The following is an 8,516-nucleotide window of genomic DNA, read 5'->3' as shown; positions in this document are numbered from 1 at the left end:
CGCCCGGTCCCATTCCGAACCCGGAAGCTAAGCCCTCCAGCGCCGATGGTACTGCACCCGACAGGGTGTGGGAGAGTAGGACACCGCCGAACACACATTCCAGAACACCCCCGAACCCCACGGTTCGGGGGTGTTCTGCATTCCACGGCATCCCAGACCACACCCACACCCCGGAACCCGCGACCGCTTGAATGTGCCGTCCACACCATCAGATCGTATGAAAGAACCATCCACGCGATCCAGGTACGACGTCACCCGGACCGGGCCGACGGCGCGACCGCATGAAAGTGCCCTCCACGCTGACAGATCGTATGAAAGAACCATCCACGCGATCAGGGCCCCGCGGCGTGACCGCTTGGATGGCCCGTCCACGCCATCAGATCGTATGAAAGGACCATTCAAGCGATCCCGGTCGGCAACCGAACCGCATCCGCACCGTCGGCGACACCGGCACGGTCGGCGGCGATGCCGGCATCCACCGCGACCGCTTGAAAGTGCCCTCCACGCTGACAGATCGTATGAAAGAACCATTCAAGCGATCAGGGCCCCGCGGGCCGACCGCTTGAAAGTGCCCTTCACGCTGACAGATCGTATGAAAGAACCATTCAAGCGATCAGGGCCCCGCGGCGCGACCGCGTGAAAGTGCCGTCCACGCTGACAGATCGTATGAAAGGACCATTCAAGCGATCAGGGCCCCGCGGCGCGACCGCGTGAAAGTGCCGTCCACACCATCAGATCGTATGAAAGGACCATTCAAGCGATCGGGGGTGCGGAACGCATCGAGCCGCCGAAATTAAATCAGTGGATCCTCGGATCCCGTTGACGCATGATGGGTGTACAACGATCGAAGACCGGCCCACGAGAGGAGTGCGACTGTGATCGAGAATGTCAATCCTATTGTCGCCCCGCGTATCTCGTGGAGCAACGTGTCCGTTCGCTTTCGCTAGCGCTTCGACTGCGCGCATCGTCCACCCCCGGCTCCGAGAGCTGGTTAGGGTTCGAATCATCATGTCTGTCAGGGAGTTTCAGATGTACTCGTACGAATATCTCATCAGAGAGCACGAATTGAGGGTTGCCAGGTCGCTGGCGCGGTTCGAGCTCCGTAAGCGCTCGTCCGAACGGCCGCCGTCGGAGGGGTTCGTTCTGTTCGCCGCAGCGAGGCGTGCGGCGCAGAAGTCCCTGCGCGGCCAAGTCGTGAGGCGTACCTCGTAAGCGCCGCGAGTAGGCGTCGGCAGGAACTGGAGGTTCCTGAGGGGAGCGTCGGCGCACTAGGCTGGGGACGACATCCGAGTCGTGCGCGCGCTACCCGTCGCAACACCTCTCCTTCATCTGTACGGGGTGGCTGAGGTGGCGACATGGAAGACATTTCCGAGCAGGGGATCCGGGCATTCATCAGGGCCGTCGTTCTTCGCGGGGGTAAGGCCGAGCGGCTGACCACGTCGAGGCGTAATCCTGTCCGTGTCTGGGGTGTGGACGGGAAGGAGTGCGTCGTCAGGGTCCGCTCGAAGGCCGCCGGGGACTGGAAGGCGCGACGCCAGGACGAGTCGCTGGAGAGCGACGACACCGGGTCGTCGTACTGGGTGTTCGTCGACCTTGCGGTTCCGGAGCCGGAGTTCTTCATGGTGTCCTCTCCGGAGATGGCCGCCGACATCAAGGGTGAGGTCGACCTGTGGATGCAGGATTCACCGCTTCGGACTCGTACCGGCCACCACGCGATCGGTCTCGGTCGAGTGCAACATGGCAGGAACCGCTGGGCTGTTCTCGGCGTCAACGACGCGGCGGACCCCAGCTTGCTCGCGAGCGCAGACGACGCGGCCTCGCGCGTTCCGCAGCGCGTCGCGCGCAAGCGGCCGGTCAAGGTGGCTGCGATCGACGACGAGGTCGTCGACCCACGGGTCCGGGTGGTAGCCGACTTCGACGGCTATCGGCTCAACGGCCGTTTCGACCGCACCAGCCACAGGCTCGAGATAGTGCAGGGGCCGATGCAGGGCCGTCGTTTCGAGGACCCGGACGCGGCGGCCAGCGCTGTCGCGTCGCACATCAGTGGTGATGCCGTCGTCTGCGACGGTTGGACGTTCTGGGAACTGGAGTCCCCCGGCCGTGCGCCCCTGGGATCCATTCGTTAGCTCGACGCCATTCCGAACTAACTGTTGTGAACGGTCACAGTAATCCGGAGAACCGGCGGAGTCGCGGTTTTCAGTGGCTATCGTGGGGGAAGTTCCGAATCAGGACGCCGAATCTTCGGGCACCCCTCGTCTCATCACATGTGAAGCCCTGCTTGAAGATTCGTACAGAACGAATTCGATGGCGGCGAAGTGCGGGGTCGTCGGCCGGGGAAGGCCAGTGTCGTGGAGCAGTCGTTCCGATCTCCGTCCTTGCATGCGTCGCGGTTCGTGATCCTGGTAGCGCAGTTCGTCGACAGACGCATCTCGGCAGACCACTTCTCAGCGCAGTTCCGTGAACTCGAGCGTTCGGACTCCGGCTATCTGGATCGCGAGATATCTGGCATTGTGCGGAAACTGTCCGTCGATGTCGGCGCATATCGGGGCGACGTCAATCTGCTGGGCGTCGATTACATCGATGCCGAACAGTTGTGGAGAGCATCGGGCGAGGCATTCCGGGACTTGCTGACACTGCAATCGCAGCTGCTGGGCCGCGAGGCAGGCTGACGCCCGTCACTCCGTGCGCTTGAACTTCTCTCGGTGGCGGACGAGGTCCTCGAGCTTGAACCTGCGGTGCGTTCCTCGCATCTCGATCGCAAGGTCACCGGCGTCGGCCAGCTTGCGGACATAGGTGTCGGACACGCCCAGGATTTCGGCTGCCTGTGACGTCGTCAGCAGTTCACCGACGGGGCCGATGGTCACGGCAGTCCCGGACGCGAGTTGTCGAAGGAGCTCGACGACGGCGCGTCGAGCAGATTCGTCGACATCGAGGGTGACACCGTCGACTGCGATCTCAGGGGTTCGGCTCCCCAGTTCGGCGATCACTGCATCGACGGCTCGGGAATTCTCGGCGGACAACGCGCCCGCGATGTACCGGTGGTCCATACCAGGGGAGCCTACTGGGATTATTCTCTAGTAACCCGTCCTCGGAGCTAGGAGCTGTCCGTGCCGCAGTTGTTGCATCTCGATTCGTCTGCCGACCTTCACAATTCGGTGAGCCGGGCCGTCACCGCCCATTTCTCCGATGTGTGGCACTCGATCGGACCGGATCATTCGGTCATCTACCGCGACCTGCATCGGGACGCTCTTCCGCATCTTCCGACGTCGGCGCTGCACTGGGCGCCGCACCTGCGCACCACGGACGAGGTGGCTCCTCCTGAGGCCGAAGCGCTGCAGAAGGAACTGATCGACGAAGTGGTCTCGGCCGACGTCGTCGTGATCGGCGCACCGATGTACAACTGGTCGGTGCCGTCGACGCTGAAGGCATGGATCGACTACATCCACGTGCCCGGCATCACGGTTCCGTTCGATGCGCCGACGCGTCCACTCGAAGGTAAGAATGTCGTAGTCGTGTCCAGTCGTGGAAACCAGTACGGCCCAGGCACTCCCGACGAGGGCGCCGATCACACGGTCCCGCAGCTGCAGCAAGTGCTGGGAACAGCGCTCGGGATGCAGGTACACGTCGTGCTCGCGGATCTCACCCTTGCGTCACGAGTTCCGGCGATGAACCCACTGATTCCGCAGGCGGAGGCATCTCTCGACGCAGCCAGGTCGGCCGTCGGCGACCTCGCGGCAACGCTGGGACGTGGCCTCGGCTAACCTCGTCGGGTGCTTCTCGACGGTTCCGACCAGTCACGAAAGGCCGGTCGGCATCGAGCGTCGACGGGCCGTCACCGCACGTCCGACTCGCGACGGTGGCTGGTTCATGCGAGTCGCGCACTGGTCGGTGTGGTCGCGGTCTCGTCGTTGATCGTCAGCGGTGCGGGGTGGGCGGTCTACCGGGAGGCGACGACGGGTCTGACGACGTCCAATGCGTTGGCGGACCTCCCGGACAACGATCCGGCGCAGAACGGCGAGGACACCAACATCCTCCTCATCGGTCTCGACAGCAGAAAGGACATGGACGGCAACGATCTTCCCGCGTCGTTCGTCACCGACGCTCTCCACGCCGGCGACAGTGACGTCGGCGGCTACAACACCAATACCCTTCTGCTTCTTCATCTTCCGGGCGACGGCAGCCGCGCCAAGGCGATCTCGATCCCGCGTGACGATTACGTCGACGTGCCGGGGTACGGAATGCGGAAGATCAAAGAGGCGTACGGGCTGGCGAAGGCCGATGCGGACGCGCAATTGATGGAGGATGGCGTCACCGACCAGGCGGTACGGGAGCGGCAGGCGCGGGAAGAAGGTCGCCGCTCGACGCTCACAGCAGTTCAGCAGTTGCTGCACGTTCCGATCGACCACTTCGCGGAGGTGAACCTCCTCGGCTTCTACGACATCGCCAGCGCCGTCGGGCCGATTCAGGTGTGTCTCAACGACGCCGTCGACGACGATTATTCGGGTGCCAGATTTCCAGCGGGCATCCAGACGCTCGACGCGTCGCAGGCCTTGTCCTTCGTGCGCCAGCGTCACGGTCTCGTCGACGGGGATCTGGACCGGACGAAGCGTCAGCAGGCCTTCGTCGCAGGGGTCATGTCGAAACTGAAGGAGTCGGGCATTCTGGGGAACCTCGGCGAGCTGCGTGCACTCGTCGCAGGTACCAAACAGGACATCGTCGTCGACAACGCTCTCGATCCGGTGTCCCTGGTTTCGCAAGCGGGAAGCATCGTCGACGGGGACATCGACTTCTTCACGCTCCCGGTCGAAGGCTACGAGACGGTCGACGGGCAGGACGTCAACATCGTCGACGTCGACAGGCTGCGGGCCGAGACGGCACGGATTCTCGACCCGGCACCCGCGCCACTCCCGGCCCAGGCGGACACCGTTCTACCCGAGGAGATCCCGTCGCCCGACGCTGCGATTCCAGACGGAGTGCGCGTCGACGGCGGCATCCCATGCGTCGATTGATCAGTACGAGCTGATCAGAACATCCATCAGATCGGCTTCGATTCGAGCGAACTCGGGCGTCGTGACGACGTCGAGCCCGCGCGGCCGCGCCAGCGGGACCTCGACCTGCCGTCGTACGCGAGTGGGCTTGTCGGACAGCACGATCACGCGATCGGACAGGTACACGGCCTCACGTATGTCGTGAGTGATCATCAGGACGGTCCACCGATAGGTCAGCCAGACGTTCTGCAGCCAGCCCTGCATCGCAGTGCGAGTCAACGAATCGAGGGCGCCGAAGGGTTCGTCCAACAGCAACACGTCCCTGCCCTGAACGACGGTGCGCAGCAACGCTGCTCGCTGGCGCATACCGCCGGACATCTCGGCAGGGCGTGCCCGCTCGTACCCGTCGAGGCCGAAGACCGGGAAGAGTTCCTGCGCGCGTCGTCGTGCCTCCTTCTTGTCCACACCCTGGACCTCGAGGCCGAGCGTGGTGTTGTCGAGCACCGACCGCCACGGAAACAACAGGTCCTTCTGCGGCATGTACGCGGACTCGGGCGCCTGCACGACGCCGGAATCCGGGGTGTCCAGTCCGGCGATCATGTTGAAGATGGTGCTCTTTCCGGATCCACTCGGACCGATCACGGACACGAACTCACCTTGCTCGACGTCGAAATTCACGCCGTCGAGCACCGTGCGATCACCGAAAGACTTCGTCAGACCGGAGAGATGTACATGCGTCATGACGACGTCCGTTCCTGCGCCCACGGTGCGACGACGCGTTCGACGGCGTACGTCAGCAGGAACAGTGCGACGCTGATGACGGCCGTGACCAACACGGCGGCCAGGACCAGATCGGTACGGAACGAGTTCTTCTGCTGGCTCATGTAGATACCGAGTCCTGCGCTCGCTCCGGCATATTCGGCGAAAATTGCACCGACCACGGCATACGTGACTCCGATGCGCAACGACGTGAAGAACCGTGGCATCGCCGACGGCAGTCGCACGTAGCGGAATTGCTGCCACCTGCTCGCGCCCATACTCGCCAACAGGGAACGCGCGTCGCGGTCGGTCGATGCGAACCCTTCGATCAGCCCGATGGCCATCGGGAAGAACGTCGCCAGGGCGATCACCAGAATCTTGGGAAGTAACCCGAACCCGAACCAGATGATCAGGAGCGGTGCGATCGCGATGATCGGCAGCGTCTGCGACACGACGAACAACGGGACGACCGCTCGGCGTAACCATGGCGAGAAGTCCACTGCCACAGCAAGAATCCATGCGACGACGAGCGATACTGCGAACCCGACGACCGTGACCTGCACTGTGGCCGCGGCGTTCTCGGCGATGGCGTCGCGGTGTGCCCATCCCTGCGTCACGATGCGCGACGGCGACGGCAGCACCTGAGGCCGGATTCCGCTGACCGAGACGTAGATCTGCCACGCAGCGACGAGAACGACGACGATCGACGCGGACGGTAATGCCCACCGTACGGCTGCTCGGATACGGTGGGTCGAAAGCGACGACGCGTCGGCTGTACCGAGCGCTCGACTCATCTCAGGTCGCTCCGCAGGCTCCGCTCCCGCCGCCGCGTTACTGATCGCCGAGGTACTCATCGGTGAAGTACGTCGACCAGTCCGGCTCGGACTGGAGTGGATTACCGGACTCGTCCGCGAGAACGCCGTTGTCGTACAAGAACTTCGAGTACGCGGTCCACTCGTCGAGGTTCTGTGTCCCGACAGTGCCCGACGGATCCTTCATGTAGCGGTCGGCGAGCATGCGCTGACTTTCGAACACCAGGCTTTCGTCCGAGAACGCGCCGGGGTTGGCGTCGATGACGTCCTGCGCTGCCTTGTCGGGATCGTCCGCGGCGAGTTGGTACCCGCGCTGCAACGCCTGCACGAACTTCTTCGCGTCGTCGGGATTGTCCTCTAGCCAGTTCTCGTTGCCGCTGATGGTGATCGCGTACGCGTCGGGGAATCCGTAGTCGGTGTAGTCGAAGTACTTCATCGGAGTGCCGCTGTGCTCGGCCTCGATCCCTTCCCAGGCCAGGTAGGAGACGGTGAAGTCCGCGGTACCGGAGTACACGGCCTCGTACGCGGAGGTGCCGAGTACGACGGTCTCGTAGTCACCCGTGCCGCCGTCGTTCTGGATGACCTGCCGCAGGCCTGCCTTCTCGCCGGTATCTCCGAATCCTGCGTAGACCTTGCCGTCCAGCGCTTTCGGGCTCGGAATATCGTCGCGATCCGCTTTGACACCGATGCCCGTCGCCCAGTGCTGCAATGGGGCGAGGACGGACACGATCTGCGCTCCGGCTGTCTTCGCGAACGTCGTCGAACTCTGTGTGCTGATTCCGAATTCGGCGTTGCCGGAGTCGACGAGAGTGTCGGGCGAGGAGTTGTTGTAGGGCAACACCTCGACGTCGAGACCCGCGTCGGCGAAATACCCCTCCTGCAGTGCAACGTAGAGACCGGTGTGGTTGGTGTTCGGTGTCCAGTCGAGTGCGAACCGAATGGTGTCGGAGTTCTCGGATTGTGCGCACGCGGCGAGCCCGACGACGGACACAGTCGACACGGCAAGTGCCATGAGCTTTCTCATTGCGACACCGCCATACGGGAGTGGGGCCACGGCGTCGGATGCAGGGCTGTGTCCCAGAACATCGCTTCGTATCGTGTTGCGACCACGAACGCGTCGATCATGGCGTCGCGCTGTGCATCCGTTGCCTGGTTCGCGGCCTCGTCGACGAGTGCTCTTGCTGCCGAGACGATCTCGCGAAACTCCTCGGAATCGTACGTCGAGACCCAGCGTGCGTACGGGTGCTCGGGATCGCGTGCCACCACATCGTGTGCAGCGCCCGCCAATCGGACCGCGACGTCGGCGTAGATCCAGAAGCAGGGCAGGATCGCGGCGGCGGCGACCGGGTACGGCTCGGTGGCCGCCGTGGCGATCAGGTACGACGTGTACCCGAGGCACGTGGGAGAGTGCTCGACCTGCACATCGGACGGCGGCAGAGCGCTCCCCGACAGCAACGACTCGTGCAGCGACGCCTCGTCGACGGCACTCGCGGCCGATGTCGCCCAGAACGCGGCGGTGGTCGCATCGGGTGCCCGAGACGCCAGCAGTGACAGAGCTTTGGTGTATCCGGCCAGGTAGAGCCGGTCCTGCTCGATGTAGAAGCGGAAGGCGTCGAGCGGCAGCGTGCCGTGCCCGAGTTGTTCGAGAAACTCGAGGCGGTCGATGTCCGCGCGGAGTGATTCCGTCGCGTCCCACATTCGGTCCGTATGGCGGACAGAGTCCACCGGTTGCACAGGCGTGTTCATCGCCTTGACATCCCTTCGTCAGCATTAACTGCATCAGGTTCGACGGGTGTGATCTCAGCATCCCTAGGTACGGACGCACCCCGTGTCAGAACAGTGCCGACCATAGCACCATGCGCCGAGCTGCCGTTTCCCGGAGTGCAACGGGCTGCAACCCTGTCGCGTGTGCCTCAGGTCACATAGACATGTGCGTAACCGAAGAACCGATCGAGGA

Annotated in this window: 10 protein-coding genes, 1 rRNA gene and 1 riboswitch; of the genes, 6 read left to right on the top strand and 5 right to left on the bottom strand. The window is 63.6% G+C overall.

Annotated features, from left to right (window positions below; genetic code table 11):
* From rrf to CHB96_RS09650, 4 genes are all read left to right on the top strand, one after another.
* A 5S ribosomal RNA gene (gene rrf, locus CHB96_RS09665) occupies window positions 1–92 on the top strand; the annotation flags it as partial.
* Between the two features lie 937 nt (window positions 93–1,029).
* On the top strand, window positions 1,030–1,212 hold the full coding sequence (locus tag CHB96_RS09660) for a hypothetical protein (RefSeq protein WP_141136466.1): 183 nt from the start codon (window positions 1,030–1,032) through the stop codon (window positions 1,210–1,212).
* A gap of 143 nt (window positions 1,213–1,355) precedes the next feature.
* The gene (locus CHB96_RS09655; protein ID WP_089245417.1) at window positions 1,356–2,126 is read left to right on the top strand and encodes a hypothetical protein; all 771 of its coding nucleotides are present in this window, start codon (window positions 1,356–1,358) and stop codon (window positions 2,124–2,126) included.
* A gap of 222 nt (window positions 2,127–2,348) precedes the next feature.
* On the top strand, window positions 2,349–2,669 hold the full coding sequence (locus CHB96_RS09650; protein ID WP_089245535.1) for a homoserine dehydrogenase: 321 nt from the start codon (window positions 2,349–2,351) through the stop codon (window positions 2,667–2,669).
* A gap of 6 nt (window positions 2,670–2,675) precedes the next feature.
* On the opposite strand, the gene CHB96_RS09645 is transcribed toward CHB96_RS09650, so the two are convergent.
* Window positions 2,676–3,047 carry a helix-turn-helix domain-containing protein gene (locus tag CHB96_RS09645; protein ID WP_089245415.1) on the bottom strand — a complete coding sequence of 124 codons (372 nt, stop codon included), beginning with the start codon at window positions 3,045–3,047 and terminating at the stop codon, window positions 2,676–2,678.
* A gap of 60 nt (window positions 3,048–3,107) precedes the next feature.
* On the opposite strand from CHB96_RS09645, the gene CHB96_RS09640 reads away from it, so the two are divergent.
* Together CHB96_RS09640 and CHB96_RS09635 are read left to right on the top strand one after the other, a co-directional pair.
* A complete protein-coding gene (locus tag CHB96_RS09640) occupies window positions 3,108–3,761 on the top strand; it encodes an FMN-dependent NADH-azoreductase (RefSeq protein ID WP_089245413.1) in 654 nt (217 codons plus the stop codon).
* 9 nt (window positions 3,762–3,770) lie between these two features.
* Entirely contained in the window at window positions 3,771–5,009 is a 1,239-nt protein-coding gene (locus CHB96_RS09635; RefSeq protein WP_089245411.1) for an LCP family protein, read from the top strand.
* Here the strand turns inward: CHB96_RS09635 and CHB96_RS09630 are convergent, their stop codons facing one another.
* The 4 genes from CHB96_RS09630 to tenA form a co-directional block, all read right to left on the bottom strand.
* Window positions 5,010–5,729, bottom strand: coding sequence for an ABC transporter ATP-binding protein (locus tag CHB96_RS09630; protein ID WP_089245533.1), 720 nt, complete (start codon window positions 5,727–5,729; stop codon window positions 5,010–5,012). It lies immediately after the preceding gene.
* Entirely contained in the window at window positions 5,726–6,601 is an 876-nt protein-coding gene (locus tag CHB96_RS09625) for an ABC transporter permease (RefSeq protein WP_176444220.1), read from the bottom strand. Before CHB96_RS09625 ends, CHB96_RS09630 begins: the two co-directional genes overlap by 4 nt.
* Window positions 6,579–7,583, bottom strand: coding sequence for an ABC transporter substrate-binding protein (locus tag CHB96_RS09620; protein WP_089245409.1), 1,005 nt, complete (start codon window positions 7,581–7,583; stop codon window positions 6,579–6,581). The genes CHB96_RS09625 and CHB96_RS09620 overlap by 23 nt, the downstream gene beginning before the upstream one ends.
* Window positions 7,580–8,305, bottom strand: coding sequence for a thiaminase II (tenA, locus tag CHB96_RS09615; RefSeq protein ID WP_089245529.1), 726 nt, complete (start codon window positions 8,303–8,305; stop codon window positions 7,580–7,582). The genes CHB96_RS09620 and tenA overlap by 4 nt, the downstream gene beginning before the upstream one ends.
* A riboswitch (TPP riboswitch) is annotated at window positions 8,299–8,398 on the bottom strand. Its footprint overlaps the gene before it by 7 nt.
* Window positions 8,399–8,516 lie beyond the last annotated feature (118 nt).

This window comes from Rhodococcoides kyotonense, from assembly GCF_900188125.1.
Taxonomy (GTDB): Bacteria; Actinomycetota; Actinomycetes; order Mycobacteriales; family Mycobacteriaceae; genus Rhodococcoides; species Rhodococcoides kyotonense.
Note: the sequence above shows the minus strand (reverse complement) of the source record. Positions and strands in the feature narration are given on the sequence as shown.